Annotated in this window: 23 protein-coding genes and 1 tRNA gene; 17 read left to right on the top strand and 7 right to left on the bottom strand. The window is 36.6% G+C overall.

The window, feature by feature from the left end:
• The first annotated feature begins 198 nt into the window (after positions 1 to 198).
• The 6 genes from GG9_RS07385 to GG9_RS07360 all read left to right on the top strand — a co-directional run bounded on the left by GG9_RS07385 (position 199) and on the right by GG9_RS07360 (position 8,917).
• Positions 199 to 2,565, top strand: a complete 2,367-nt coding sequence (locus GG9_RS07385) for a DNA internalization-related competence protein ComEC/Rec2 (protein ID WP_005630222.1) — start codon at positions 199 to 201, stop codon at positions 2,563 to 2,565.
• Positions 2,566 to 2,605: 40 nt separating this feature from the next.
• A complete protein-coding gene (msbA, locus tag GG9_RS07380; RefSeq protein ID WP_005630223.1) occupies positions 2,606 to 4,369 on the top strand; it encodes a lipid A ABC transporter ATP-binding protein/permease MsbA in 1,764 nt (587 codons plus the stop codon).
• Between the two features lie 72 nt (positions 4,370 to 4,441).
• Entirely contained in the window at positions 4,442 to 5,440 is a 999-nt protein-coding gene (lpxK, locus tag GG9_RS07375; protein WP_005630225.1) for a tetraacyldisaccharide 4'-kinase, read from the top strand.
• A gap of 70 nt (positions 5,441 to 5,510) precedes the next feature.
• Positions 5,511 to 6,275: a 3-deoxy-manno-octulosonate cytidylyltransferase gene (gene kdsB, locus GG9_RS07370; protein WP_005630227.1), complete on the top strand. Its 765-nt coding sequence runs from the start codon at positions 5,511 to 5,513 to the stop codon at positions 6,273 to 6,275.
• Position 6,276: 1 nt separating this feature from the next.
• Positions 6,277 to 8,106 (top strand): excinuclease ABC subunit UvrC, encoded by a 1,830-nt coding sequence (gene uvrC, locus GG9_RS07365; protein ID WP_005630229.1) that lies wholly within the window; start codon positions 6,277 to 6,279, stop codon positions 8,104 to 8,106.
• A gap of 97 nt (positions 8,107 to 8,203) precedes the next feature.
• Positions 8,204 to 8,917: a TerC family protein gene (locus GG9_RS07360; RefSeq protein ID WP_005630231.1), complete on the top strand. Its 714-nt coding sequence runs from the start codon at positions 8,204 to 8,206 to the stop codon at positions 8,915 to 8,917.
• A 52-nt stretch (positions 8,918 to 8,969) separates the two neighbouring features.
• On the opposite strand, the gene uxuA is transcribed toward GG9_RS07360, so the two are convergent.
• Genes uxuA through GG9_RS07335 form a run of 5 tightly spaced genes read right to left on the bottom strand, consistent with a single transcriptional unit; the run spans position 8,970 to position 15,163 of the window.
• Complete coding sequence (gene uxuA / locus GG9_RS07355; RefSeq protein WP_005630233.1) at positions 8,970 to 10,154, bottom strand: mannonate dehydratase; 1,185 nt, start codon at positions 10,152 to 10,154, stop codon at positions 8,970 to 8,972.
• 19 nt (positions 10,155 to 10,173) lie between these two features.
• Entirely contained in the window at positions 10,174 to 10,929 is a 756-nt protein-coding gene (locus GG9_RS07350) for an FCD domain-containing protein (RefSeq protein ID WP_005630235.1), read from the bottom strand.
• A gap of 15 nt (positions 10,930 to 10,944) precedes the next feature.
• Entirely contained in the window at positions 10,945 to 13,320 is a 2,376-nt protein-coding gene (locus tag GG9_RS07345) for a glycoside hydrolase family 31 protein (RefSeq protein WP_005630236.1), read from the bottom strand.
• 21 nt (positions 13,321 to 13,341) lie between these two features.
• Entirely contained in the window at positions 13,342 to 14,643 is a 1,302-nt protein-coding gene (locus GG9_RS07340; protein WP_005630238.1) for a TRAP transporter large permease, read from the bottom strand.
• Between the two features lies 1 nt (position 14,644).
• The gene (locus GG9_RS07335; protein WP_005630240.1) at positions 14,645 to 15,163 is read right to left on the bottom strand and encodes a TRAP transporter small permease; all 519 of its coding nucleotides are present in this window, start codon (positions 15,161 to 15,163) and stop codon (positions 14,645 to 14,647) included.
• Positions 15,164 to 15,371: 208 nt separating this feature from the next.
• Here GG9_RS07335 and GG9_RS07330 point away from each other — a divergent pair, with 208 nt between their 5' ends.
• Genes GG9_RS07330 through GG9_RS07310 form a run of 5 tightly spaced genes read left to right on the top strand, consistent with a single transcriptional unit; the run spans position 15,372 to position 20,278 of the window.
• Positions 15,372 to 16,364 (top strand): TRAP transporter substrate-binding protein, encoded by a 993-nt coding sequence (locus tag GG9_RS07330; protein ID WP_005630242.1) that lies wholly within the window; start codon positions 15,372 to 15,374, stop codon positions 16,362 to 16,364.
• Between the two features lie 52 nt (positions 16,365 to 16,416).
• Positions 16,417 to 17,361, top strand: coding sequence for a sugar kinase (locus GG9_RS07325; protein ID WP_005630244.1), 945 nt, complete (start codon positions 16,417 to 16,419; stop codon positions 17,359 to 17,361).
• An 11-nt stretch (positions 17,362 to 17,372) separates the two neighbouring features.
• A complete protein-coding gene (locus GG9_RS07320; RefSeq protein WP_005630246.1) occupies positions 17,373 to 18,218 on the top strand; it encodes an SDR family oxidoreductase in 846 nt (281 codons plus the stop codon).
• A 9-nt stretch (positions 18,219 to 18,227) separates the two neighbouring features.
• Positions 18,228 to 19,631 carry a glucuronate isomerase gene (gene uxaC / locus GG9_RS07315; protein WP_005630247.1) on the top strand — a complete coding sequence of 468 codons (1,404 nt, stop codon included), beginning with the start codon at positions 18,228 to 18,230 and terminating at the stop codon, positions 19,629 to 19,631.
• Positions 19,632 to 19,639: 8 nt separating this feature from the next.
• Positions 19,640 to 20,278 (top strand): bifunctional 4-hydroxy-2-oxoglutarate aldolase/2-dehydro-3-deoxy-phosphogluconate aldolase, encoded by a 639-nt coding sequence (locus GG9_RS07310; protein WP_005630249.1) that lies wholly within the window; start codon positions 19,640 to 19,642, stop codon positions 20,276 to 20,278.
• A gap of 51 nt (positions 20,279 to 20,329) precedes the next feature.
• On the opposite strand, the gene GG9_RS07305 is transcribed toward GG9_RS07310, so the two are convergent.
• On the bottom strand, positions 20,330 to 20,656 hold the full coding sequence (locus tag GG9_RS07305) for a zinc ribbon domain-containing protein YjdM (RefSeq protein WP_005628024.1): 327 nt from the start codon (positions 20,654 to 20,656) through the stop codon (positions 20,330 to 20,332).
• Between the two features lie 103 nt (positions 20,657 to 20,759).
• Here GG9_RS07305 and GG9_RS07300 point away from each other — a divergent pair, with 103 nt between their 5' ends.
• Positions 20,760 to 21,314: a YtfJ family protein gene (locus GG9_RS07300; protein WP_005630252.1), complete on the top strand. Its 555-nt coding sequence runs from the start codon at positions 20,760 to 20,762 to the stop codon at positions 21,312 to 21,314.
• A 57-nt stretch (positions 21,315 to 21,371) separates the two neighbouring features.
• Here GG9_RS07300 and GG9_RS0108495 read toward each other — a convergent pair.
• A tRNA-Ser gene (locus GG9_RS0108495) sits at positions 21,372 to 21,461 on the bottom strand.
• Positions 21,462 to 21,641: 180 nt separating this feature from the next.
• On the opposite strand from GG9_RS0108495, the gene GG9_RS07295 reads away from it, so the two are divergent.
• The 5 genes from GG9_RS07295 to GG9_RS07275 are packed head-to-tail and all read left to right on the top strand — an operon-like array spanning position 21,642 to position 25,739.
• A complete protein-coding gene (locus GG9_RS07295; RefSeq protein WP_005630256.1) occupies positions 21,642 to 22,304 on the top strand; it encodes a Bax inhibitor-1/YccA family membrane protein in 663 nt (220 codons plus the stop codon).
• A 59-nt stretch (positions 22,305 to 22,363) separates the two neighbouring features.
• The gene (locus GG9_RS07290; RefSeq protein ID WP_005630259.1) at positions 22,364 to 23,428 is read left to right on the top strand and encodes a YcjF family protein; all 1,065 of its coding nucleotides are present in this window, start codon (positions 22,364 to 22,366) and stop codon (positions 23,426 to 23,428) included.
• Complete coding sequence (locus tag GG9_RS07285; RefSeq protein ID WP_005630261.1) at positions 23,428 to 24,102, top strand: TIGR01621 family pseudouridine synthase; 675 nt, start codon at positions 23,428 to 23,430, stop codon at positions 24,100 to 24,102. The genes GG9_RS07290 and GG9_RS07285 overlap by 1 nt, the downstream gene beginning before the upstream one ends.
• A gap of 47 nt (positions 24,103 to 24,149) precedes the next feature.
• Positions 24,150 to 24,953 (top strand): exodeoxyribonuclease III, encoded by an 804-nt coding sequence (xthA, locus tag GG9_RS07280; RefSeq protein WP_005630263.1) that lies wholly within the window; start codon positions 24,150 to 24,152, stop codon positions 24,951 to 24,953.
• 9 nt (positions 24,954 to 24,962) lie between these two features.
• Positions 24,963 to 25,739: a TIGR01619 family protein gene (locus tag GG9_RS07275; protein WP_005630265.1), complete on the top strand. Its 777-nt coding sequence runs from the start codon at positions 24,963 to 24,965 to the stop codon at positions 25,737 to 25,739.
• The last annotated feature ends 11 nt before the right edge of the window (positions 25,740 to 25,750 follow it).

Genomic DNA, 25,750 nt, shown 5'->3' on the forward strand with positions numbered 1-25,750 from the left:
TTAGTTTGTTCCTGACAGCACTTTTAGGAACCCAATTTTTGCGGGCGGTATAAATATCAGAAGTTGTTTGTTTTAGCAAGTAAATTTTCCTGAAAAATTTATTTTTACGATATGGATCGCAAAATCTGAGGCAACCGTTTGCATATTTAAATAAAACTAGCCTAGGCTTAGAGAGACTGGGATTAATCTTTTATAAAAATGAAATTAAACTTAATAACTTTAGCTGTCTTGTTAATTGTTGCGGATTTAACGTTGTTATTTCTACCGCAACTGTTGCTATTGCCTTGGCAAGTTGCTCTCGTTATTGCGCTTGTTCTAATTTTTCTTTTTATTTTTTGGCGTAAACATTTCTTAGTTAGCCTTGCTTTTTTTGTTGCCTATCTTGGCTATTTTCATTATTCGGCTTTGAGTTTATTACAACAAGCTCAAAATATTACCGCTCAAAAGCAAGTGGTGACGTTTGAGATCCAAGAAATTTTGCATCAACAGGATTATCAAACACTTATCATCACAGCAACATTGGCGAATAATTTGCAAGAACAACGAATTTTTTTAAATTGGAAAGCGAAAGAGGTGCCTCAATTATCGGAAATTTGGCAAGCTGAAATTTCCTTACGTCCCCTTTCTGCGCGATTAAATTTTGGCGGATTTGATCGGCAACAATGGTATTTTTCAAAAGGAATTACTGCTGTTGGAACGGTAAAAAGTGCGGTGAAAATTGCTGATGTTTCATCATTGCGTGCAGAAAAATTGCAACAAGTGAGAAAGCAAACGGAAGGGTTATCACTACAAGGTTTATTGATCGCGTTAGCTTTTGGCGAACGGGCTTGGTTAGATAAAACCACTTGGTCAATTTACCAACAAACCAATACCGCGCATCTTATTGCCATTTCTGGCTTACATATTGGGTTGGCTATGGCAATTGGATTTTACTTGGCGCGTGCTGTGCAAGTATTTTTCCCCACCCATTTTATTCATCCTTATTTTCCCTTAGTTTTTGGTGTTTTATTGGCTTTAATTTATGCGTATTTGGCTGGTTTTAGCGTGCCAACTTTTCGTGCCATTTCAGCACTTGTTTTCGTTTTCTTCGTTCAAATAATAAGGCGACATTATTCACCTCTTCTGCTTTTTATGCTGGTTGTCGGATTCTTGCTTTGCTGCAATCCATTAATGCCGCTTTCAGTTAGTTTTTGGCTTTCTTGTGGTGCAGTTGGTTGTTTGATCCTCTGGTATCGCTATGTGCCTTTTCCTCTTTTTCAATGGAAAAATCGACCCTTTTCACAAAAAGTACGGTGGATTTTGAGTGTATTTCATTTGCAATTTGGGTTATTACTCTTTTTTACGCCTTTGCAACTTTTTCTATTTAATGGTTTATCGTTGAGTGGATTTTTAGCTAACCTTATCGCCGTTCCACTTTATAGTTTTTTTCTTGTGCCACTGATTTTATTTGCTGTTTTTACCAACGGCGCAGTTTTTTCTTGGCAACTAGCAAATAAGCTAGCCGAAGGAATTACTTGGTTAATTTCTGTTTTTCAAGGGAATTGGTTTAATGTTTCATTTAATTTAGCGCTGGTTTTAACCGCACTTTGTGCGGGAATTTTTATGTTAATTATTTGGAGTATTTACCGAGAACCTGAGGTTTCATCATCAAGCTGGCAAGTAAAACGAGCAAGATTTTTTTCATTAAATCTCAGTAAACCTTTGCTAAAAAATGAGCGAATCAACGTTTTACGATGTTCTTTTGGCATTATGTCGCTTTGTTTTATGATTTTGTTATTTAAACAATTGAGCAAGCCAACTTGGCAGGTAGATACTTTAGATGTGGGGCAGGGCTTGGCAACGCTGATTGTGAAAAATGGCAAAGGGATTCTTTATGATACGGGTTCTTCTTGGCGAGGTGGAAGTATGGCTGAGTTGGAAATTTTGCCTTATTTACAAAGAGAAGGGATTGTTTTGGAAAAATTGATTTTAAGCCATGACGATAACGATCACGCAGGTGGTGCTTCAACAATTTTAAAGGCGTATCCCAATGTGGAATTTATTAGCCCTTCACGAAAAAACTATGGGGAAAATCACCGCACTTTTTGTACTGCTGGACGTGATTGGGATTGGCAAGGGCTACATTTTCAAATACTTTCACCATATTCTATTGTGGATCGAGCAGATAATCCCCATTCTTGTGTGATTTTAGTCGATGATGGAAAGCATAGCGTTTTGCTAACTGGCGATGCTGAAGTAAAAAATGAGCAAATTTTTGCCCGCACTTTAGGCAAAATTGATGTGTTACAAGTGGGGCATCATGGGAGTAAAACATCGACAAGTGAATACTTGCTTTCTCAGGTTAGACCAGATGTAGCGATTATTTCTAGTGGACGTTGGAATCCGTGGAAATTCCCTCATTATTCGGTTATGGAAAGGCTTTATCGCTATAAAAGTGCGGTAGAAAATACCGCTGTTTCGGGGCAAGTGCGGGTAAATTTTTTTCAAGACCGATTAGAAATCCAGCAAGCTCGCACAAAATTTTCCCCTTGGTATGCGCGTGTAATTGGATTATCAAAGGAATAAAAGGTACAATGCGCGCAATTTTTACTATTAGATAGCGATTATGCAAAAACAAAAATTACAAGATCATGACTTTTCTACCCTGCAAACTTTTAAGCGTTTGTGGCCAATGATTAAACCTTTTAAAGCGGGTTTAGTGGTAGCTGCTATCGCATTAGTGCTTAATGCTTTGGCAGATTCAGGTCTTATTTATTTATTAAAACCTTTGCTAGATGATGGATTCGGTAAGGCGGATCATTCATTTTTGAAAATGATGGCTGTGGTCGTTGTGGGAATGATTTTTTTGCGTGGGGTCTCTAACTTTATTTCTAATTATTGTTTAGCATGGGTGTCAGGCAAAGTTGTGATGACAATGCGTCGTCGCTTGTTTAAACATTTGATGTTTATGCCAGTGAGTTTCTTTGACAGAAATTCAACAGGTAAATTACTTTCTCGGATTACTTATGATTCTGAGATGATTGCAAGTTCTTCTTCAGGATCTTTGATTACTATTGTGCGAGAAGGGGCATATATTATTTCACTATTGGCAGTAATGTTTTACACAAGCTGGGAATTAACCCTTGTTTTATTTGTTATCGGGCCAATTATTGCGGTATTGATCACTATCGTTTCAAAAATTTTCCGTAAATTGAGTAAGAATTTACAAGATTCAATGGGGGAATTAACCTCTGCAACGGAACAAATGCTAAAAGGGCATAAAGTGGTGCTTTCTTTTGGTGGGCAATTAGTGGAAGAAGAACGTTTCGATAAAGTGAGTAACGATATGCGTCGTAAAGGTATGAAAATGGTCACTGCAGATTCCATTTCCGACCCTGTTGTGCAGATTATCGCTTCTCTTGCTTTGGCTGCAGTATTGTTTTTAGCGACGACTCCGTTGATTGCAGAAGATAACCTAAGTGCGGGTTCTTTTACGGTGGTTTTCTCATCTATGTTGGCGATGATGCGTCCATTAAAATCTTTAACGAACGTAAACTCTCAATTCCAACGTGGAATGGCAGCGTGTCAAACTTTATTTGCCATTTTAGATTTAGAACCAGAAAAAGATAACGGCACTTATCAAGCTGAACCCGCGAAAGGCGAATTAGAATTTAAGAATGTGAGTTTTGCATATCAAGGAAAAGATGAACTTGCATTAAATAATATTTCTTTTAGCGTTCCAGCAGGAAAAACCGTTGCTTTGGTTGGACGTTCTGGATCGGGTAAATCAACCATTGCTAATTTAGTGACGCGCTTTTACGATATTGAGCAAGGCGAAATTTTACTGGATGGTGTAAATATTCAAGATTATCGTTTATCCAATTTACGTGAAAACTGCGCTGTGGTTTCTCAACAAGTACATTTATTTGACGATACCATTGCGAATAATATTGCTTATGCAGCGCAGGATAAGTATTCTCGCGAAGAAATTATCGCTGCAGCAAAAGCGGCTTATGCTTTAGAGTTTATCGAAAAATTACCACAAGGTTTTGATACGGTGATTGGTGAAAACGGTGCGAGCCTCTCTGGTGGCCAACGTCAACGTTTAGCGATTGCTCGTGCTTTATTGCGTAATTCGCCAGTATTAATTTTAGATGAAGCCACATCTGCGCTAGATACGGAATCTGAACGCGCCATCCAATCTGCATTAGAGGAATTAAAGAAAGATCGCACGGTTGTTGTGATTGCCCATCGATTATCTACTATTGAAAATGCGGATGAAATTCTTGTGATTGATCATGGAGAAATTCGTGAGCGTGGCAGCCATAAAACATTGCTTGAACAAAATGGCGCCTATAAACAGTTACACAGTATGCAGTTTACTGGCTAATTTATTGATTATCGAAAACGCGAGTTGAAAAACTCGCGTTATTTTATCCGCACTTATTAGAAAGGATTTTCTATGCCCTTCTGGTATTCCAACTCCAAACTTATTTGGCTCTTATCGCCTTTTTCTTTATTGTTTTGGTTGATTAGCCAAATTCGTCACGCCTTATTCTCTTTGGGGCTGAAGTCTTCTTATCGCGTACCTAAACCGATGATAATTGTGGGAAATTTGTCTGTGGGTGGAAATGGCAAAACGCCCGTGGTGGTGTGGCTTGTGGAAGAATTAAAAAAACGAGGTCTGTGTGTAGGTGTGATTTCTCGTGGTTACGGCAGTAAATCTAAAACTTATCCGTTGTTTGTTACTGAAAATACAAATCCAATTGAAGGTGGCGATGAGCCTGTATTGATCGCGAAACGTACTAATGCGCCAGTTGTGATTTCCCCGAATCGCCAGCAAGCGATTGAATTACTCTTAAGCCAAGCAGAGTGCGATATTATTATTTCTGACGATGGTTTACAGCATTATCAATTACAGCGTGATTTAGAAATTGTCGTAATGGATGCTGAGCGCGCGTTGGGAAATGGTTTTGTATTGCCTGCAGGCCCATTGCGTGAATTACCAAGTCGATTAAAATCCGTAGATTTTGTGATCACTAATGGTGGAAAAAATCAGTATTCAGATGCGGTTATGCGTCTCGTGCCTCATTTTGCGATTAATTTAAAAACCAATGAAAAACGCCAATTAAAGGAATTTCAATCAGGTGTTGCCATCGCAGGGATTGGCAATCCACAGCGTTTTTTTACTATGTTAGAAAAGTTAGGGATTCAGTTACAGCAAACTCAAGCATTTCAAGATCATCAACATTTTGAAGCCTCTCAATTAGAAAAACTTGCTGAAAATCAACCGCTCTTTATGACGGAAAAAGATGCGGTAAAATGTCAATCTTTTGCTAAAGATAATTGGTGGTATGTTCCTGTGGATGCGGAGATTATTGAGGCTGAAAAACAAAGTGAAAATTTACCGCTCTTTTGGGCCAAAATAGATAAACTTGTGGAACAATACAGAAATGGCTGAAAGGATTAATCCCCAGTTGTTTTGATTGCTTGCCGATAAAGCTGAAATATTAAAGAATAAGGAATAAATTATGTCATTTACCGTGATTATCCCCGCTCGTTTTGCATCAAGTCGTTTGCCTGGAAAACCTCTTGCTGATATTGCAGGCAAGCCAATGATTCAACATGTATTTGAGAAAGCACTGCAGTCTGGTGCGAGCCGAGTGATTATTGCCACCGATAATGAAAATGTGGCTGATGTTGCCAAAAGTTTTGGCGCAGAAGTGTGCATGACTTCGGTTAATCATAATTCTGGTACAGAACGTTTAGCGGAAGTTGTAGAAAAATTAGCGATTCCTGACAATGAAATCATTGTCAATATTCAAGGCGATGAGCCTTTGATTCCACCCATTATCGTGCGACAAGTGGCAGATAATTTAGCAAAATTTAATGTCAATATGGCAAGCCTTGCGGTAAAAATTCACGATGCTGAGGAATTATTTAATCCAAATGCAGTGAAAGTTTTGACGGATAAAGACGGCTATGTGCTGTATTTTTCCCGTTCGGTTATACCTTACGATCGTGAGCAGTTTATGAATTTACAGGATGTTCAGAAAGTACAGCTTGCGGACGCTTACTTACGTCATATTGGCATTTACGCATATCGTGCGGGGTTCATAAAACAATATGTGCAATGGGCACCGACTCAACTTGAAAATCTAGAAAAACTTGAGCAGCTTCGAGTGTTATATAACGGCGAACGCATTCATGTGGAGCTTGCGAAAGAAGTGCCTGCAGTGGGAGTGGATACCGCTGAAGATTTGGAAAAAGTGCGGGCAATTTTAGCGGCGAATTAAAATGTTTGATGCTAAAAAGTTCTTAGCGGATGTCTCTCACGAACCTGGTGTTTATCGTATGTATGACGATAAAGATCAGGTTATTTATGTTGGGAAAGCAAAGGATCTAAAAAAACGCCTTTCAAGCTATTTTCGTAAAAATCTGAGCAGTAAAAAAACAGAAGCGTTGGTGGCATCAATTCATCATATTGACACCACGCTAACTTCATCTGAAACGGAAGCTTTACTGTTAGAGCATAATTTCATCAAGCTTTATCAGCCTCGTTATAACGTATTATTACGTGATGATAAATCCTATCCATTTATTTTATTAACCAAAGAACGTCATCCAAGAATCACGTCCTATCGTGGGTCTAAAAAATTTACAGGTGAATATTTCGGACCTTATCCTCACGCAGGAGCCGTGCGTGAAACCTTATCGCTTTTGCAAAAACTTTTCCCTGTTCGACAATGTGAAAATTCCGTTTATTCCAACCGCTCTCGTCCTTGTTTGCAATATCAAATTGGGCGTTGTTCTGCGCCTTGTGTACAGGGATATGTTTCTGATGAAGAATATAATCAGCAAGTTGAATTAGCCCGTTTATTTTTACAAGGCAAAGATCAACAGGTGTTAGATTATTTAATCGGTAAAATGGAGCAGGCAAGCAGAAATTTAGATTTTGAACAGGCTGCGCGTTATCGTGATCAGATTCAGGCGGTACGTTCAGTTATTGAAAAACAATTTGTATCCAATGAACGTTTAGATGATATGGATATTATGTCCATCGCTTACCAACACGGTTTAGCCTGTGTACAAGTGATGTTTATTCGTCAAGGAAAAGTGCTCGGCAATCGCAGTTACTTCCCAAAAGTACCTGCCAATACGGATTTATCAGAACTTACCGAAACTTTTGTGGGGCAATTTTATTTACAAGGTCATCAAGGACGAAGTATCCCGAATAGCATTATTGTTGATCGTCAATTAGCTGAAAAATCAGAGCTTGAGCAACTTCTTACGGATCAAGCGGGCAGAAAAGTGACGATTCAGGAAAGTGTAAAAGGCGATAAGAGTAAATATTTACAGCTCGCACAAGTTAATGCAAAAGCGGCTTTAAATGTACAACTTAAACAATCTTCACGAATGTCAGAGCGTTATCAAGCGTTGTGTGATCTGCTAAATCTTCCTGAAATTAAGCGTATGGAATGTTTCGATATAAGCCACACGATGGGAAATCAAACGGTGGCATCTTGTGTTGTCTTTAATCAAGAAGGTCCAATGAAATCTGATTATCGTCGTTTTAATATTGAAGGGATTACTGGCGGGGATGATTATGCTGCGATGGAACAAGCGTTGCAGAAACGTTATGAGCGTGATTTAGAAGAAGATAAAATTCCCGATATTATTTTTATTGATGGTGGAAAAGGGCAATTAAATCGTGCACTGAACGTGTTCCAACATCTTCAAGTAAAATGGGATAAAAATAGACCGCACTTAATTGGCGTGGCAAAAGGTGTGGATCGTCGAGCAGGGCAAGAAGTACTGATCATCAGCAAACAAGACCGCGAAATTCATTTACCTGATGATAGCTTGGCATTGCATTTGATTCAACATATCCGCGATGAAAGCCATAACTACGCCATAAGCGGACACCGTAAAAAACGTCAAAAAGCCTTTACACAAAGTGGTTTAGAAACCATTGAAGGAGTGGGTGCTAAACGTCGTCAAGCTTTACTGAAATATCTTGGTGGTTTACAAGGTGTGAAAAAGGCGACCTTAGATGAAATAACCTCTGTACCGGGCATTTCCCCTAAACTTGCTGAAAGGATTTTTGAAACACTTAAAAACGACTAATCAATTATTTCTCAAATATAAATAACGATTGCTTTTCATCATAAAGCCATTATGATCCGCACTTTCGGATTTATTTAACTCAATTATAGGAAAAATTATGTTTGAATGGATTGCAGATCCTGAAGCCTGGGTATCACTTGCGACACTTGCTGCTTTGGAGATCGTTTTAGGGGTCGATAATATTATTTTTATTAGTATCTTAGTTGGGCGTTTACCTGAAAGCCAACGCCAGTCTGGTCGTATTGTTGGACTTGGTTTAGCAATGCTGACAAGAATTTTACTTTTAATGTCACTGGCGTGGATGATGAAACTTACTGCACCGTTATTTACTGTGTTTAATCAAGAAATTTCTGGGCGTGATTTGATTTTATTAATCGGTGGTTTATTCCTGATTATAAAAAGTTCAGGCGAAATTAGAGAAGCAATCAATCATCAAGACCATCATGAATCGGAAAGAAAAAATAAAGTGAGTTATCTTGGCGTATTAATTCAAATTGCAGTGCTAGATATTGTATTTTCTTTAGATTCCGTGATTACAGCCGTAGGTATGGCAAGCCACCTTCCTGTGATGATTTTGGCGATTATTATTGCCGTGGGTGTGATGATGTTTGCAGCAAAACCAATCGGCGATTTTGTGGATACACACCCAACGTTGAAAATTCTAGCTTTAGCCTTCTTGGTTTTAGTGGGAATTAGTTTAATTGCAGAAAGTTTAGATATTCACATCCCGAAAGGTTATATCTATTTTGCAATGGGATTCTCTGTTGTGGTCGAAATGATCAATATTCGAATGAGAAGATTGATGAAATAAATTAGAAGTGCGGTCGATAAAAATAATGTTTTTTACGACCGCACTTTTTCTTTTACTTATTGAAATACACTTTTTTTAGTGCCATCTCTAAACCGCGAAATTCAGCTAGACCTTTTAACCGACCAATGGCAGAGTAGCCAGGGTTGGTTTTTTTACGTAAGTCATCTAACATTTGATGCCCATGATCTGGGCGCATTGGGATTAAACGTGTTTCTCCTTGATTTAATCGACGACATTCTTCATTTAATAAAGCTTTTACTACATTAAACATATCTACGTCTCCTTCTAGATGAGCTGCTTCATGGAAGGTTAGTGGATTATCTTCACGTTGAGTAGAACGTAAATGTGCGAAGTAAATACGATTTGCAAATTGTTCTGTCATTTTTACGAGATCATTATCGGAACGTACGCCATAAGAACCCGTACACATTGTAAAACCATTTGCTGACAATGGCTGAGTTTCTACAAACCATTGCATATCTTCAATAGTTGAAACTATGCGTGGTAAGCCTAAGATTGGGCGTGGAGGATCGTCAGGGTGAATCGCCATTTTGATTCCTACTTCTTGGGCAACAGGCACGATTTCATGTAAAAAATATGCTAAATGTGTTCGGAATTTTTCGGATGAAATATCTTTATAGCGATCTAATTGACTTTGAAATTCATCAAGAGTGTAGCCTTCTTCTGCCCCAGGTAAGCCCGCAATAATATTACGCGTTAATTGCGTTATATCTTGCTCTGACATCTTGTCATAATAGGTTCTTGCTGCAACTTGTTCTTCTTGATTATAGGCTTTTTCTGCATCAGGACGTTTTAAAATATGAAGTTCAAATGCTGCGAAAGCAATATGATCAAAGCGTAATGCTTTAGAACCATCTGGTAATTCATAAGCAAGATCGGTTCGAGTCCAGTCTAAAACAGGCATAAAATTGTAACAAACAGTGTCAATTCCGCATTGAGCAAGATTGCGAAGAGTTTGTTTGTAGTTATTAATCCATTTTTGATAATTTCCAGTCTGAGTTTTAATTTCTTCATGAACTGGTACACTTTCCACTACTGACCAGCTTAAACCAGCATTCTCTATTTCAGTTTTGCGTTTTTTAATTTCTTCAATATTCCATATTTCACCGTTAGGAATATGGTGAAGTGCAGTGACTATACCAGTTGCGCCTGCTTGACGAATATCAGATAAAGAAACTGGATCTTTTGGTCCATACCAACGCCATGCTTGTTCCATTTTTAACTCCTATAGTTTTCTAACGATCAACAACAATTGGGCTCATATTAAATAGATAACCATCAAAATTAGGATCATCTACATCAGATAATTCAAAAAGTTTTTGCTTAACATTTTCTAAATGTTGCCACATTGCTTTTTTTGCCATTGCAGGATCTTTTCTCTGCAGGGCTGTAATAATATTCTCATGATCTTGTAACCAAAGGTGACGATAGCTCTGATTTGGAATATGAAGATGTAAACCTTTCCACATTTGACTATTAGTACGAAGATCCCACAGTGCTTTTTGCATTTGCAAGATAACTTCATTTTGGGTTATTTCTGCTATCGTACGATGAAAATCTTCATCTGCCACATAATCTTCATCACCTTGTTCAAGTGTATTTCGCTCTCTTGCTAGAATGTCTTTTAATTTAGTAATATCTGCTCTTGTCACTTGTAATGCAGCAAATTCAGCCATACTACTTTCTAATAATTGGCGAGCTTGTAAAAGTTCAAAAGGGCCTACATCAACCTTATCTAAAAATTCATCATTACTTGCAGAGCGTTGTGGCAATGCAATCACATACACTCCAGAACCTTTACGTACTTCAACAAGGTTTTCTAATTCAAGCATAATGATGGCTTCTCGAATGACTGTACGACTTACATCAAAATAATCAGCCAAGTCTCGCTCTGCAGGTAGTTTATCGCCTATTTTATATTGATGATTATTTAGCTGTTGTTTTAACTCATTTCCTATTTTTTTATAGGATCGCAAGTCATCAATGTTCATAAATTTTTCCTAATTTTAATCTAATAAACTCAATTTATAGCCTTTAGTGACTGTTTTACCATTAATGATCAATTTTCTACTTTCTTCATTAGGAAGATTAAAATTAATTTCATTATATTTTGGTAAATAATCACCCGATTTTTCTAAAACAAGTTCAACTGTTTGACTTGTGCATTTTAGATGAATATTAAGTTTCAAAAATTTACCCTTTAAATAATCGAAACTTTCACCGTCATCATCAAATAAAGTAATATTTTTCTCTCCTTGATTAATAAAAGGCAGAATTAATAATTGTCTATAATTATCAGATAACGTATTTTTATGACCTTTTTTTGCCATTGGAATAATGCTTCCAGCTTTTAAAAATAAAGGAATTTTTTCTAATGGCGCATCAGCTATGATTCTTTCGCCGCCATTAAACCATTTGTGTGTGTAATAGTCATACCAACCAACAAAATTTTGTGGTAGATAGACTTCACGTTTTCGCTGGTTAGGTTCAACAACAGAAGCGACGAGTAAATCTTCACCTAAAAGATAGTCATCATTTTCTTCAAAGGTATTTTTATCATGTTCGTGATCAAGGAATGTCGGACGCAGTATTGGTTCATGTTCATGATGAGCCTTCCATAATGTGTTATATAAATAAGGCATTAATATATAACGTAATTGGATAGCATCACGAATAATATTGATTATTTGTGGATACATCCAAGGTTCATTAACGGTTTTATCATCATTCCAAGAATGAATAGTGAAACGTGGATGCATTACACCGTTTTGAACCCAACGTGCAAATAACTCAGGATCTGGTTTATTTCCTGAGAATCCACCTACATCATGTCCAACGTTATAAAGTGCAGAAAGGCTCATACCTAATCCCATTTTGATATTGTAACGTAATGTATTCCAACTGGTACGATTATCTCCAGACCAAGTTTGTACATAACGGTTCATTCCAGGTGAGCCAGAACGTGAAATTAAATAAGGACGTTTATTTGGTGCGTACTCTAATTGAGCTTCATAGGAAGCTTTCATCATTAATAATGGTTGTAGTGGGCGCAATAATTTTATTGGCATACCTTCACCGAAATAATGGCATTTTGCGTAGTTGTCCCACACTTCAAATTCATTATTATCATTCCAAGTAGCATCAATGCCGTAATCGAGTAATTGTTGTTTTACATTCTTTTTCCACCAATTCACCGTGTCTATATTGGTAAAATCTAAATGAGAACCTTCATCATCCCAGAACATAGATTTTTCAGGATTATTTGATTCAGAATCCTTAATGAATAATCCAAGTTTTTCCACTTCTTGATAACGTGGATGATCTAGTAATAAACATGGTTTAATGTTTGCAGCTAACTTCATTCCTGCATTCTGAAAATATTTTGTCATTTCTTTCGGTGTTGGAATTTTGTCATAATTCCAGTTGAAAACATAACGCTTCCCATTTATGGAGGTATAACCTGAAGAGAGCTGGAATGAATCACAAGGAATATCATGCTCATTACATAAATTTACAAATTTTTTTAGTTGTTCTTGGGCATCAGGTGCATCGGTATAGTACATAGTTGAACCACTATAACCTAAGCTCCATTTTGGACCAAAAATAGTACCTCCCGTAAGGCGACAATATTTTTTTGTTACATCAAGTATTTGGGGACCTAGAATAACGTAGTAATCTAGATCTCCATCCTCAGCTTTATAGTTACGATAGTAAGAATGATAATTGTCAATTTCACTACCTAAGGTAAACCAACAAGGCGCAAGATTATCGTAATATAGCCCATAACTTACTTCAGGAGTATGTGTAATATAGAATGGAATGTGTTTATAAAGAGGATCTGTATGTTCAGCATTATAGCCCATTGCATCAATATTACGCATTTCAAAGCGACGTCCGTGGCGATTTAGATTTCCTGTTTTTTCACCGAGTCCATAATAATGTTCTTGAATATCTCGTTGTAAATAATGAGAAATGGTAGTATTTGAAATACCCATCAAATAGGCACCAGTTTGCCGGTCTTTAAATAATGGTTTCCATTTATCACCGTGTTTATATTCCCATTCTAGATAGAGTGGTTGATGAATTGTTACTTTTAAAAGTGCGGTTGATATTTCAAGCGTTTTTTCTGTTTGCTTTACTTCATAATCAGGGCAGGAAAACCCTTCTAACGACCATTTATCACGACCTTGCCAATCTACATCTGATTGATTTGGTGTAATAGCCCAGGTATGAGGGACGTTAAATTCCTTATTCTTTGTAAATGCCACGCGTAATAAATCATTTTCTAACACGAAAATATGCATTTGATAACTGTGATCGCAGGCAATATCAATGCGATGATTATGATTTTCTACAAATTGCCAATTTTTAATCGTTTTCATATTATTTTCCTAATGCGTGAATTAATAACCTAATAATATTTGTGGTAACGCTAAACTTAATGATGGAATGTAAGCTACTAATAAGAGTGTTAAGATTAAAACTGCATAGAATGGTAGTAGCGGTTTAATAACTTGATTAATTTTCACTCCGCCAACAGAACATCCGATAAATAATGCGCTACCAACAGGTGGTGTACAGATACCGATAGAAAGGTTGAAAGCCATTAATATACCGAAGTGAACAGGATCCATGCCTAATTCAGTCACAATAGGTAAGAAAATTGGTGTGAAGATAAGCAATGCTGGTGTCATATCCATAAATACACCCACAACTAATAAAATGATGTTGATGATTAGAAGTATGATAATTGGGTTATCTGAGACGTTTAATAATGCATCACTAATAGTGTAAGGAATATCTGCATTTGCCATTGCCCATGACATTCCCATTGATGTACCGATTAATAGTAGTACGATTGCAGTTGTAACAACCGAATCTAAAATGATCTTTGGTAATTCTTTGATGGTCACTTCGCGATAGAACACGACAGCAAGAATTAATGTGTAGACTACAGCGAACGCTGAAGCTTCTGTTGCAGTGAAGATGCCACCAATGATACCTCCCATTATAACGATGATTAAACCAAGGCTTGGTAATGCATCAAGCGTCTTTTTCATCGCTTCTGAGCGAGTTGGTTTTGGTGATATTGGGTATTTTCTTTTTTTCGCAATGATGGCAACAACAATCATGATTGATAAGCCCATCAAAATTCCTGGAATGTAACCTGCAAGGAATAATGCACCAATAGATGTTCCTCCAGAAATTAATGAATAAACGATAAAGGTATTACTTGGCGGAATAAGTAGTCCAGTTGGGCAAGAGGCAATATTTACTGCAGCGGAAAAAGCAGGATCATATCCTTCTTTCTTTTGTAAAGGTGACATAATCCCACCCATTGCTGCTCCTGATGCTACAGCTGAACCTGAAATTGAACCAAACATCATATTTGCGAGTACGTTCACGTGTGCTAGAGATCCAGGTAAGCGACCACCGATGACTTTAGCAAATTCAATTAACCGCATAGCAATACCGCCACGATTCATAATATTGCCCGCTAAGATGAAAAAAGGAATGGCGAGTAGTGAAAAGCTATCTAATCCAGATGCCATTTTTTGCGAAATAACAGCAATAGCAGCATCAAAAGGAATAGAAAGCATAATAGTAAGCAGTGAGGCAATTCCAATTGAAAATGAAATTGGTACACCAATAAAAAGTAGGACAAAGAAACTTGAGCTAAGCACAATAATATTGGACCATTCCATTTTATTCTCCTTGATTATCTGAAAGCGGTGATGATTTAAGATTCAAATGATGAAAGTTATCTATAATATCTCTTAAAAGGTAAATCAGCATAAAGAAACCACTTAAAGGAATTGCGAGATAAACTAATCCCATTTGGATACCTAAGACAGGTGATATTTGCCCATTGTTTACAGTGTCTATTACCAAGTTGCCTCCCCCATAGCACATAATCATTGTTGCAAAAGCCACGCTGATTAAATTAATTACAAGTTGTAATCGATGTTGAAGGTTGGGTGAGTGTTCGAATTTGCTGACTAGAAGATCGATCGCTAGGTGTTTCTTTTGACCAAGAGCATAAGCTGCGCCCATTAAGCCCACCCAAATAAAGAGAAATCTAGCTATTTCATCTGTATAAGTGCTAGGTGTATTTAATAAATAACGAGATAACACCTGCCAAACTACGCAACACACTAGAAATGAACTTAAAGCTACACAAATCGTTGATAATGCCCAATTCATAATAGATATAAATTTATTCATCATAGGTTCCTTATGTTATTAACTTAAGTTGGTGAACCAATTTTGTGTGTTTTTTTATTTTTGACAAGTTTTTTTATTTAAAAATGTGATCTGGATCACCAATTTAAAATAATTGGATTGACCACATTAAATTTGTTGGTCTATTATCTTTATAACATCCGAGCTGTTAGAGGATTAGTCTTTAATTTACTTATTATGGAGATGCCTTATGCAAATCAAAAAACATATGCTTTCTTGCGCTTTAACGCTGGCGTTGTCTGCTGGAGTTGCTTTCTCAGCTTCTGCTAAAACCGTATTAAAATTAAGTCATAACAATGACAAAACTCATCCTGTTCATATTTCAATGCAGTATATGGCAGATGAAGTAAAAAAATTAACTAATGGAGAAGTGGTGATCCGCATTTATCCAAATAGCCAATTAGGCAGCCAGCGTGAATCAATGGAACTATTACAAGCAGGTTCTCTTGATATGGCAAAATCAAATGCGAGTGAATTGGAGGCCTTTGAGCCTTCTTATGGCGCATATAATATCCCGTATCTTTTTCATGATGTGAACCATTACTATCGTGTTTTACTTGATCCTGCGGTAGGGCAAAAAATCCTTGATTCATCAAAAGGAAAGGGGTTCGTTGGTTTAACTTATTATGATGGTGGCGCACGTAGTTTCTATGCTGCTAAACCAATCCAGTCTCCTGAAGATTTAAAAGGTATGAAAATTCGTGTTCAACCAAGCCCAACCGCAGTTGAAATGATCAAATTGATGGGCGCAAATCCAACACCATTAGCTTATGGTGAACTCTATACAGCGTTGCAACAAAAAGTAGTCGATGGAGCTGAAAATAATGAAACAGCTTTAACATTAGCACGTCATGGTGAGGTTGCGAAATACTTTAGTCGTGATGAACACACAATGATTCCTGATGTGTTGGTAATAGGTCAAAAATCTTGGGACAAATTAACACCAGACCAACAACAGGCTCTCAAGAAAGCTGCTGATGATTCTATGATGTATCATAAAGATTTATGGCAAAAAATGATTGCTGAAACGACTCAAGAAGCAAAAGATAAATTGGGTGTAACTTTTGTTGAAGTTGATAAAAAGCCGTTTATTGATGCAACAAAGAATATGCATGATGCTGCTAAATCAAATCCTTTACTTAAGGAATATATTGAACGTATTGATAGTTTAGCAACTAAATAATTTGCATTGAGAAGGGTAGGCGTTTTCGCATACCCTTTACTTTGGGGCGAATATGAAAAAAATAGCATTTATCGGCGAGTGTATGATTGAGCTCAATGGGAAACCCTTTGCGGAAATGTGGCAAAGTTATGGTGGTGATACCTTAAATTCTGCAACTTATCTTAGCCGAGTAAGTTCATCAAAAGAGATTCAAGTTCATTATGTCTCTGCATTAGGAACTGATAATTTAAGTAAACAAATGCTTAAATATTGGCAAGCTGATGGCATCCAAACAAATTGGGTTTTACAGGATGAACAGCATCAACCAGGTCTTTATCTAATCCAATTAGATGCTCAAGGCGAACGCACGTTCCTTTATTGGCGTAATCAATCTGCAGCACATTATATGGTTCAACATCCTGATTTTGCTAAGGTTATTGCAGAACTTCAGCAAGTTGATGTGATTTATTTAAGTGGTATTTCATTAGCAATCTTACCGAAAAATGACCGCACTTTTTTAATTGAACAATTATCTTCTTTAGCTAAAAAAGGCACAGAAATTGTTTTTGATAGTAATTATCGCCCTGCACTTTGGGGTTCATTAGAAGAAACTCAAGATTGTTATTTGCAGCTTTTGCCTAGTGTCAATATAGCTTTGGTGACTTTTGATGATGAACAAGAATTATGGAAAGATAAAACATCTAGGGATACTTTAGAGCGATTACATAAAATTGGTATATCAAAAGTGATTGTGAAGTGCGGTAAGAATGGTGCTATTTTTTCAGATAGATATTTATCTCAATATGGGCAAGTGATACCTGAACCTATTTTAAATGTAGTGGATACAACCTCTGCTGGTGATTCTTTTAATGCTGGATTTCTGAACGGTTATTTACGAAATAAATCTCTCGAAATTTGTTGTCAGCAAGGCAATCGTATTGCTGGCATCGTCATTCAGCATAAAGGTGCGATTATAGATAAAGTCGCAACTTCTCATCTTCAATCTGAATTTAATTAATGGAGTTTACTATGAATATTGCAGCAAACCATAACTTAGAAAATAAGCTAATTGTAATCACGGGGGCTGGTGGAGTGTTATGTTCATTTCTAGCCAAGCAGTTAGCACATACTAAAGCTAATATTGCCCTGTTAGATTTGAATTTCGAGGCAGCAGACAAAGCAGCAAAAGAAATTAACCAATCAGGTGGAAAAGCAAAAGCTTATAAAACTAATGTGTTAGAACTTGAAAATATTAAAGAAGTGCGTGATCAAATAGCTATTGATTTTGGCACTTGTGATATTTTAATTAATGGTGCTGGTGGGAATAATCCAAAAGCGACAACAGATAATGAGTTCCATCAATTTGATTTAAATGAAACGACGAGAACATTCTTTGATTTAGATAAATCTGGTATAGAATTTGTATTCAATCTCAATTATTTAGGTTCATTATTACCAACTCAAGTTTTTGCAAAAGATATGCTTGGTAAACAAGGGGCAAATATTATTAATATTTCTAGTATGAATGCCTTTACACCACTTACAAAGATACCTGCTTACTCTGGTGCAAAAGCTGCAATCAGTAATTTTACTCAATGGCTTGCTGTATATTTCTCAAAAGTTGGTATTCGTTGTAATGCTATCGCACCAGGGTTTTTAGTTAGTAATCAAAACCGCGCTTTATTATTTGATACTGAAGGAAAACCAACAGATAGAGCAAATAAAATTCTAACTAACACACCAATGGGGCGTTTTGGTGAGCCAGAAGAATTACTAGGTGCATTACTTTTCTTAATAGATGAGCATTATTCTGCTTTTGTCAATGGGGTAGTTTTACCTGTTGATGGTGGTTTTTCTGCGTATAGTGGAGTATAGGGGGATTAAATGAAACAATTTATGGATGAAGATTTTCTTCTTTCAACAGATACAGCAAAAATTCTCTATCATGATTATGCAAAACATAAACCTATTTTTGATTATCACTGTCATTTAAATCCAAGAGAAGTGGCGGAAAATCGTCAATTTAATGATTTAGCTGAAATTTGGCTAGAGGGTGATCACTACAAATGGAGAGCTTTGCGTACAGCTGGAATACCAGAAGAATTGATTACAGGGAAGGCTACTAACTATCAAAAATATTTGGCTTGGGCGAAAACAGTTCCCCTTTGTATTGGTAATCCAATTTATCACTGGACACATTTAGAATTACGTCGCCCTTTTGGTATAACCAATATGTTATTTAATCCACAAAATGCGGAAAAAATTTGGAATCAATGTAATGAAATGTTGCAACAACCTGAATTTTCTGCGCGAGGCATTATGCAGAAAATGAACGTGAAATTAGTGGGGACAACAGATGATCCCATTGATTCTTTGCAATATCATCAAGCAATCAAGAATGATGAAAGTTTTGATATTGATGTGGTACCAAGTTGGCGACCTGATAAAGTATTTAAAATTGAGTTGCCGCAATTTAATGATTACCTTGTACAGTTAAGTGAAATTGCAGATGTAGATATTTATACGTTTGCAGATTTACAAAAAGCGTTGTTAAAACGTCTTGAATATTTTGATGCTCAAGGTTGTAAATCTGCTGATCATGGTATGGAAATTGTCCGTTTTTCAGCTATTCCAGATGAATCAGTATTGAATAGTATTTTACAAAAACGTTTGCAAAATCAACCGCTCTTGGAAGAAGAAGTTGCTCAATTTAGTACGGCCATTTTAGTGTGGTTGGCTTCGGAATATTGTAAACGTAACTGGGTAATGCAAATGCATATTGGTGCAATACGTAACAATAATAGTCGAATGTTTGCTTTACTCGGTGCAGATAGTGGCTTTGATTCCATTGGTGATCGAACTTATGTTGAGCCCCTCTCTCGTTTGTTAGATGCAATGGATAGGAAAAATCAATTGCCTAAAACTATTTTGTATTGTTTAAATCCTCGAGACAATGAAATGATTGCTAGTATGATCGGAAACTTTCAAGGCGATGGTATTGCAGGCAAAATACAGTTTGGTTCTGGATGGTGGTTTAATGATCAAAAAGACGGAATGGAACGTCAGTTACAACAGCTTTCTCAATTAGGGTTACTCAGTCAATTTGTTGGAATGCTAACTGATTCACGTAGTTTTTTATCTTACACTCGCCATGAGTATTTCCGCCGTATTTTATGTGAAATGATTGGCGGATGGGTTGAAAAAGGTGAAGCTCCAAATGACATTTCATTACTGGGTAAAATGATTGAAGATATTTGTTTCAACAATGCAAAAAATTATTTTAAATAGGGAAAATTATGTCATACACAACTCAACAAATTATTGAAAAACTTCGTGTACTCAAAATTGTGCCTGTAATTGCGTTGGATAATGCAGAAGATATTTTGCCGCTAGCAGATACGTTGGCTAAAAATGGTTTACCTGTGGCAGAGATTACTTTTCGCTCTGAAGCAGCGGTAGATGCAATTCATTTACTGCGTACTCATCGACCCGATTTTTTGATTGCTGCGGGCACAGTTTTAACTGAGGAACAAGTAGTTTTAGCTAAAAGTAGCGGAGCAGATTTTGTGGTTACTCCTGGGTTAAATCCAAAAATTGTGAAATTATGTCAAGATTTGAATTTTCCAATAACACCGGGGGTGAATAATCCTATGGCCATTGAAACTGCATTAGAAATGGGAATTTCGGCGGTAAAATTTTTCCCTGCGGAGGCTTCAGGCGGAGTGAAAATGATTAAAGCATTGCTCGGTCCTTATGCTCAGTTACAGATCATGCCGACTGGTGGTATAGGGCTTCATAACATAAGGGATTATCTCGCTATTCCTAATATTGTTGCTTGTGGAGGCTCTTGGTTTGTGGAGAAAAAATTGATTCAATCTAAAAATTGGGATGAAATTGGACGATTGATCAGGGAAGTAATTGATATTATTAAATAAATTTATTTCTTTAAAGAGCAAAGTGCGGTCTATTTAGACCGCATTTTTTGATTAAGCTTTTTTCAAAAATTCGGATTTCAACATGATTTTGCCGCAATCGACGTTATGATCGCCATTTACTAAGCGGATGTTTTTGAATTTTGTACCTTTTTTCAATACTTCTGATGAACCTTTTAATTTTAAATCTTTAATCAAAAGTACATCATCGCCATCTGCAAGCAAATTCCCATTGCTGTCTTTTACGATGAGTTGATCGTCATCTGATTCTTGAATTTCATTATTGTCCCATTCATTACCGCAATCAGGGCAAACAAAATTAATTGAATCGTGGTAAACGTATTCACTTTGACATTTTGGGCAATTAGGCATTTGATCCATTGGGTTTTCCTTCTTGATTACATATAATAGGCGCGCGAGTATAGCAAAAAAGATATCTTTCGCCAAAGCGTGAAAGTTTTTGATGAATTTTTGAGGAAAATGTATGAAAAAACAAATTATTGCCTTAGTTTGTGGCGTGATGTTTAGTAGCTCAACTTGGGCACACAATTTGCAATTAGAGCAATCTTTACCATCGGTAAAAGTGAGTGAGTATGGTGAAATTGTACTTTCTGGTAAAGATACCACGTTTCAACCTTGGGGTTCTGCTGGATTAGCGGGTAAAGTGCGTGTTGTCCATCATTTGGCTGGTAGAACTGCAGCAAAAGAGAAAAATCAGCCAATGATTGATGCGATAAAAGCATCTCATTTTAATCCTACAAAATACCAAACAACGACCATTATTAATGCGGATGATGCGATTGTTGGTACAGGTATGTTTGTAAAAAATAGTGCACAAAAAGGAAAACAGGAAAATCCACATAGCCAGGTTGTATTAGATGATAAAAGTGCAGTCAAAAATGCTTGGGGATTAAATCCTAAAGATAGTGCAATTATCGTGTTAGACAAAACGGGAAAAGTAAAATTTGTGAAAGAAGGAAAATTGTCTGATAGCGATATTCAGGCTGTTATTTCACTTGTGAATGGATTAACCAAATAACGTAATACAAAGTAAAAATCCCTAAGCCTTTCGACTTAGGGATTTTTTTAATTCTGATGGCGGAGGAATAGGGATTCGAACCCTAGGAGGGCGTAAACCCTCGCCGGTTTTCAAGACCGGTGCCTTCAACCACTCGACCATTCCTCCGTGATTGATGGGCGTAGTATAATGAATATTTTATTGATGTAAACAGAAATCTCATGATTTAAGTTTAGGTGATGATAATTTATTCATTTTGATGAAATTAATTCTATCAATACCATTGACTTTTTTACCCCTAGCCCTTACCTTACAGGAGACTTTTTACTTATTTTACAAGGAGCTTTTATGCAATCACGTCTTATTGTGGATGCTCAGCAGGAATCGCTACTCAGCACACATAAAGTGTTGCGTAACACGTATTTTTTATTGGGATTAACAATGGCATTTTCAGCGGTTGTTGCGTTTATTTCAATTAGCCTAAACCTGCCATATCCAAATATTATTGTGTTATTAGTGGGTTTTTATGGCTTACTTTTCTTAACAAATAAATTAGCTGATCGTCCTGCAGGTATTTTCGCTGCCTTTGCTTTCACAGGATTTATGGGATACACCATCGGGCCAATTTTAAATATGTATGTGGCACGTGGAATGGAAGATTTGATTATGCTTGCATTCGCAGGAACTGCAATTGTGTTCTTCGCATGTTCAGCTTATGTGTTAACCACGAAAAAAGATATGTCATTCTTATCAAGCGCAATGTTCGCATTATTTATTGTGCTATTACTTGGTATGGTGGCGAGTTTCTTCTTCCAAATTCCTGCGTTATCAGTCGCAATTAGTGCATTATTTGTTGTGTTCTCTACAATGACTATTTTGTATGAAACGAGTAATATCATCCATGGTGGTGAAACGAATTACATTCGCGCAACCGTGAATATTTATGTTTCAATCTACAATTTATTCTTGAGTTTATTAAGATTACTTTCTATTTTCTCAAGCGATGAATAATGATTGAATTTTAACGTTGTGACCCCACTTTTCAGTGGGGTTATTTTTTGGAATAGGCAATGGAAAAACAAATTTTTGAACATGCAGTCAACGTTGAGGAAGAACAATATCAGCCTAAGCAAGAGTTTCATCATGTAGAAACAAAGCTGGATGAACCCTTGGAAGGGGTGTTAATTGATGCTCAACTTGAACAGGCATTGAAACCAAAATCAGGTTTTGGAAAAACGGTATTAAAATTTACCGCACTTTTATTTGGTGTGGCGACGGTTGCGCAATCCGTGCAGTGGATTTGGGATAGCTATCAACAACATCAATGGATTTATCTTGCTTTTGCTTTAGTCAGTTTAATTGTCATTTTATTGGGGATTAAAGAGATTATTGGTGAGTGGCGACGTTTAGTTAGTTTAAAAAAACGTGAGCAATTGCAACAACAAAGTCAGCAGATTTGGTTAGAAAGTGCGGTAAAAAATGGCGATGTTTTTTCTGTTCATAACGCAGAAAAAAGTAAAGCGCTTTGCTTAGATATTGCAAAATCTCTACGTTTGGAAAATGATTCTCCTGCGGTAATTCAATGGCAACACCAATTAAATGAAGCTTATTCAGCGCAAGAAATTACGCATTTATTCAGTCGTAATGTTTTATCTACTTTTGATGCACAAGCTAAAAAATTGATTAGTAAAATGGCTGCTGAATCAGCTGTGATTGTCGCGATTAGTCCACTTGCTGTAGTGGATATGTTTTTTATCGCGTGGAGAAATCTTCGATTAATGAATAAGATTGCTGAGATTTATGGAATTGAATTAGGGTATTTTTCACGTATTCGATTGTTAAGAATGGTATTGGTCAATATCGCTTTTGCTGGGGCAACCGAAGTGGCACAAGATATTGGAATGGATTGGCTTTCTCAAGATGTAACAGCAAAACTTTCTGCTCGTATAGCTCAAGGAATCGGTGTGGGATTGCTCACTGCTAGATTAGGTGTGAAAGCAATGGAGCTTTGTCGCCCATTAGCATTTCAATTAAACGAAAAACCAAAGCTTTCACATATTCAACAGGAATTACTTAGCTCGGTGAAAGATATTGTTCTAGGTAAAAATAAAATTTACAAAAAGGAGCAAGTCTGATGAAAATCGAGGTTGTTTATCAACATAGCGATTTTATTATTATCAATAAGCCTGAAGGTATTAGTGTTCATAAAGATCAAGCAGAACAAGGTTTAACAGAACTTGTTGCAAAACAACTGAATGTACCTCAAGTATGGTTGGTTCATCGCTTGGATAAAGTGACGTCGGGGTTATTAATTTTGGCGTTGAACGCTGAAAGTGCGGCTGAATTTTCACGACTTTTTTCTGAACATAAAATTCATAAAACGTATTTGGCATTAAGTAGCCAAAAGCCTAAAAAGAAACAAGGGGTGATTATCGGGGATATGAAGAAAGCCCGAGATGGCGCATGGAAACTTTGTCAAACAAAAGAAAATCCAGCAATTACGCGTTTTGAAAGCGTAAGCTGTGAACCTAATTTACGTTTATTTATTTTAAAACCACAAACAGGGAAAACGCATCAATTACGTGTTGCGATGAAAAGTTTAGGTAGCCCGATTTTGGGCGATGGACTTTATGGTAAAAACATTGAAAAAATTGACCGCACTTATTTGCATGCTGCCCAATTGGAATTTGATTATTTGAATGATTTTATTTCGGTAACTTGTTTACCCTCTGAAGGTCAATTTTGGATTAACCCCAGTGTGTTTGAGCAAATTAAGGCTTATCTGGCAAAGCCGTTTTTATCAAAATAGAAATCTCTGTATAATAAAGACAATTTTACTCTTTAATAGGAACAAAAATGAAATTTATCTCTTTTAATATAAATGGTTTACGTGCTCGCCCACATCAACTTGAAGCCATTATTGAAAGATATCAGCCGGATGTGATCGGCTTGCAAGAAATTAAGGTCGCGGATGAGGCTTTTCCTTATGAAATTACAGAAAACTTAGGTTATCACGTATTTCATCACGGACAGAAAGGTCACTATGGCGTAGCATTATTGACTAAACAAGAACCTAAAGCGGTTCGTCGCGGTTTTCCAACAGACAATGAAGATGCGCAAAAACGCATTATTATGGCTGATCTTGAAACTGATTTTGGTTTGTTGACTGTCATTAATGGATATTTTCCTCAAGGGGAAAGCCGTGCGCACGAGACTAAATTTCCAGCTAAAGAGAAATTTTATGCGGATCTTCAACAGTATTTAGAAAAAGAACACGACAAATCGAATCCGATTTTAATTATGGGCGATATGAATATCAGCCCAAGTGATTTAGATATTGGTATCGGCGATGAAAATCGTAAACGTTGGTTACGCTCAGGTAAATGTTCTTTCTTACCAGAAGAAAGAGCGTGGTATCAACGTTTATATGATTACGGATTAGAAGACAGTTTCCGTAAGCTGAACCCAACAGCAAATGATAAATTCTCGTGGTTTGATTACCGTTCTAAAGGTTTTGATGATAATCGAGGTTTACGAATTGATCATATTTTAGTAAGTCAAAAATTGGCTGAACGCTGTGTCGATGTGGGCATTGCACTAGATATTCGAGCAATGGAAAAACCGTCTGATCACGCACCGATTTGGGCTGAATTTAAATAGGAAAGCGAAATGGATATGGCTAATTGGCAGAATTATCGTTCTACCGTGAATGGTATGCCTGCCGTGTTTACCGCAAATATTGAAGATGTTGAAAAATATCACGGTAAAGATCTCGATAAAATAGTGCAATTCACTATCGCTTATAAGGCTGATGATGAAACAGGTTTGCCCTCAGAAGTTGAATACGATAAGTTAATTAATCGTGTATTTAAAATTCTGGCGCAATTAACCGCACTTCCGAATGTATTTTTTGCCGGACATTTTATTTGTAATTCTCAAGCTAAAATGCATTTTTATTGTGAGCATGAAAATCTTGTAGTAGAAACCTTACAACAAATTGATTTTGTTAAAGATATTAATGTACAAAAGGATTTAAGTTGGGATACTTATTTTGACTTTTTGCTTGCTTCTCCATTAGAGATTAAGTTAAATGCAACGGAAGAGTTGCTTGATTTATTGAAAAATAAAGGTCGTGATTTAAGTGATACGTATCTGGTGGAGCATAGTTTTCATTTTGATGAAGAAGAGAAAATGTTCCCTTTTATGGATGAACTTAGTTTAGGGGATTATTCTTTCACGACATTACAATATTCCGCACAAGCTATTCAGTTTAATGAAGATGATGAGCCTTATTTCTTGGTGAAATTAGAGCAAGAAATTTCATTAGATAATGGTGAAATTTTTGAACAAGTCGAACGGTTTGAAAAACTGGCTAGTCAATTTTCGGGAGAGTATATTGGCTGGGAATGTGATTCTTTAATGGATGCGAACAAGCAGTTGAATTAGTTTTTTAGATA

Source organism: Haemophilus haemolyticus M19501 (assembly GCF_000222025.1).
Lineage (GTDB): Bacteria > Pseudomonadota > Gammaproteobacteria > Enterobacterales > Pasteurellaceae > Haemophilus > Haemophilus haemolyticus_G.

What these genes read in the sequence shown, in the direction of transcription:
- msbA (WP_005630223.1), top strand. Translation starts at nt 2,606, where the DNA reads ATGCAAAAACAAAAATTACAAGATCATGACTTTTCTACCCTGCAAACT.
- GG9_RS07305 (WP_005628024.1), bottom strand. Translation starts at nt 20,656, where the DNA reads ATGGATCAAATGCCTAATTGCCCAAAATGTCAAAGTGAATACGTTTAC.
- xthA (WP_005630263.1), top strand. Translation starts at nt 24,150, where the DNA reads ATGAAATTTATCTCTTTTAATATAAATGGTTTACGTGCTCGCCCACAT.
- GG9_RS07295 (WP_005630256.1), top strand. Translation starts at nt 21,642, where the DNA reads ATGCAATCACGTCTTATTGTGGATGCTCAGCAGGAATCGCTACTCAGC.
- GG9_RS07290 (WP_005630259.1), top strand. Translation starts at nt 22,364, where the DNA reads ATGGAAAAACAAATTTTTGAACATGCAGTCAACGTTGAGGAAGAACAA.
- GG9_RS07325 (WP_005630244.1), top strand. Translation starts at nt 16,417, where the DNA reads ATGAAAAAAATAGCATTTATCGGCGAGTGTATGATTGAGCTCAATGGG.
- GG9_RS07285 (WP_005630261.1), top strand. Translation starts at nt 23,428, where the DNA reads ATGAAAATCGAGGTTGTTTATCAACATAGCGATTTTATTATTATCAAT.
- GG9_RS07310 (WP_005630249.1), top strand. Translation starts at nt 19,640, where the DNA reads ATGTCATACACAACTCAACAAATTATTGAAAAACTTCGTGTACTCAAA.
- GG9_RS07330 (WP_005630242.1), top strand. Translation starts at nt 15,372, where the DNA reads ATGCAAATCAAAAAACATATGCTTTCTTGCGCTTTAACGCTGGCGTTG.
- GG9_RS07320 (WP_005630246.1), top strand. Translation starts at nt 17,373, where the DNA reads ATGAATATTGCAGCAAACCATAACTTAGAAAATAAGCTAATTGTAATC.
- GG9_RS07335 (WP_005630240.1), bottom strand. Translation starts at nt 15,163, where the DNA reads ATGAATAAATTTATATCTATTATGAATTGGGCATTATCAACGATTTGT.
- uxuA (WP_005630233.1), bottom strand. Translation starts at nt 10,154, where the DNA reads ATGGAACAAGCATGGCGTTGGTATGGACCAAAAGATCCAGTTTCTTTA.
- kdsB (WP_005630227.1), top strand. Translation starts at nt 5,511, where the DNA reads ATGTCATTTACCGTGATTATCCCCGCTCGTTTTGCATCAAGTCGTTTG.
- GG9_RS07340 (WP_005630238.1), bottom strand. Translation starts at nt 14,643, where the DNA reads ATGGAATGGTCCAATATTATTGTGCTTAGCTCAAGTTTCTTTGTCCTA.
- GG9_RS07300 (WP_005630252.1), top strand. Translation starts at nt 20,760, where the DNA reads ATGAAAAAACAAATTATTGCCTTAGTTTGTGGCGTGATGTTTAGTAGC.
- lpxK (WP_005630225.1), top strand. Translation starts at nt 4,442, where the DNA reads ATGCCCTTCTGGTATTCCAACTCCAAACTTATTTGGCTCTTATCGCCT.
- GG9_RS07360 (WP_005630231.1), top strand. Translation starts at nt 8,204, where the DNA reads ATGTTTGAATGGATTGCAGATCCTGAAGCCTGGGTATCACTTGCGACA.
- uxaC (WP_005630247.1), top strand. Translation starts at nt 18,228, where the DNA reads ATGAAACAATTTATGGATGAAGATTTTCTTCTTTCAACAGATACAGCA.
- GG9_RS07350 (WP_005630235.1), bottom strand. Translation starts at nt 10,929, where the DNA reads ATGAACATTGATGACTTGCGATCCTATAAAAAAATAGGAAATGAGTTA.
- GG9_RS07385 (WP_005630222.1), top strand. Translation starts at nt 199, where the DNA reads ATGAAATTAAACTTAATAACTTTAGCTGTCTTGTTAATTGTTGCGGAT.
- GG9_RS07345 (WP_005630236.1), bottom strand. Translation starts at nt 13,320, where the DNA reads ATGAAAACGATTAAAAATTGGCAATTTGTAGAAAATCATAATCATCGC.
- GG9_RS07275 (WP_005630265.1), top strand. Translation starts at nt 24,963, where the DNA reads ATGGATATGGCTAATTGGCAGAATTATCGTTCTACCGTGAATGGTATG.
- uvrC (WP_005630229.1), top strand. Translation starts at nt 6,277, where the DNA reads ATGTTTGATGCTAAAAAGTTCTTAGCGGATGTCTCTCACGAACCTGGT.